The 1567-nt window shown below is 53.5% G+C and carries 2 rRNA genes; both read right to left on the bottom strand.

The features are described 5' to 3' along the window. Window positions 1-4 precede the first annotated feature (4 nt). Window positions 5-117 (bottom strand): 5S ribosomal RNA (gene rrf, locus G3N94_RS41395). 150 nt (window positions 118-267) lie between these two features. Next, window positions 268-1567, bottom strand: a 23S ribosomal RNA gene (locus G3N94_RS41390); the annotation flags it as partial.

Here is a 1567-nt window from a genome sequence, read left to right as displayed (position 1 = left end):
GGGAGCCTGACGATTACCTACTTTCACACGGGAATCCGCACTATCATCGGCGTAGAGTCGTTTCACGGTCCTGTTCGGGATGGGAAGGGGTGGGACCGACTCGCTATGGTCATCAGGCAAAAGGGGTTGTCGCGTTGCTTCGCAGCGCGACCAATCCGGAAGAAGCAGTAATTTTGAGTTGTGTGTATCACACACGAGAATCCAACTTGTCGCCTGGATACGCTGCTCGTGCAGGGCACGGCGCGATCAACAAGGCAGACTTGTTATAGGATCAAGCCTTACGGGCAATTAGTATCAGTTAGCTGAACGCATTACTGCGCTTACACACCTGACCTATCAACGTCCTGGTCTCGAACGACCCTTCAAGGGGATCTAGTCCCCAGGGATATCTCATCTTAAGGCGAGTTTCCCGCTTAGATGCTTTCAGCGGTTATCTCTTCCGAACATAGCTACCCGGCGATGCCACTGGCGTGACAACCGGTACACCAGAGGTTCGTCCACTCCGGTCCTCTCGTACTAGGAGCAGCCCCCTTCAAATATCCAACGCCCACGGCAGATAGGGACCAAACTGTCTCACGACGTTTTAAACCCAGCTCACGTACCTCTTTAAATGGCGAACAGCCATACCCTTGGGACCGGCTACAGCCCCAGGATGAGATGAGCCGACATCGAGGTGCCAAACACCGCCGTCGATATGAACTCTTGGGCGGTATCAGCCTGTTATCCCCAGAGTACCTTTTATCCGTTGAGCGATGGCCCTTCCATACAGAACCACCGGATCACTATGACCTGCTTTCGCACCTGCTCGACTTGTCGGTCTCGCAGTTAAGCACGCTTATGCCATTGCACTATCAGCACGATTTCCGACCGTACCTAGCGTACCTTCGTACTCCTCCGTTACGCTTTGGGAGGAGACCGCCCCAGTCAAACTGCCTACCATGCACTGTCCCCGACCCGGATCACGGGCCAAGGTTAGAACCTCAAACAAACCAGGGTGGTATTTCAAGGACGGCTCCACCGAAACTAGCGTTCCGGTTTCATAGCCTCCCACCTATCCTACACAGATCGGTTCAAAGTCCAATGCAAAGCTACAGTAAAGGTTCATGGGGTCTTTCCGTCTAGCCGCGGGTAGATTGCATCATCACAAACACTTCAACTTCGCTGAGTCTCGGGAGGAGACAGTGTGGCCATCGTTACGCCATTCGTGCAGGTCGGAACTTACCCGACAAGGAATTTCGCTACCTTAGGACCGTTATAGTTACGGCCGCCGTTTACCGGGACTTCAATCAAGAGCTTGCACCCCATCATTTAATCTTCCGGCACCGGGCAGGCGTCACACCCTATACGTCCACTTTCGTGTTTGCAGAGTGCTGTGTTTTTATTAAACAGTCGCAGCCACCAGTTTATTGCAACCCCTTCACCCTTCCCCCGCAGGGGGGTCAAGCTACAAGGGCGTACCTTATCCCGAAGTTACGGTACCAATTTGCCGAGTTCCTTCTCCCGAGTTCTCTCAAGCGCCTTAGAATACTCATCTCGCCCACCTGTGTCGGTTTGCGGTACGGTCATC

The sequence above is a fragment of the Burkholderia sp. Ac-20353 genome (genome assembly GCF_017104785.1).
In the GTDB taxonomy this organism is placed as follows: domain Bacteria; phylum Pseudomonadota; class Gammaproteobacteria; order Burkholderiales; family Burkholderiaceae; genus Burkholderia.
The sequence above is the reverse complement of the archived record's forward strand: the minus strand, read 5'-3'. Positions and strand labels throughout refer to the sequence as shown.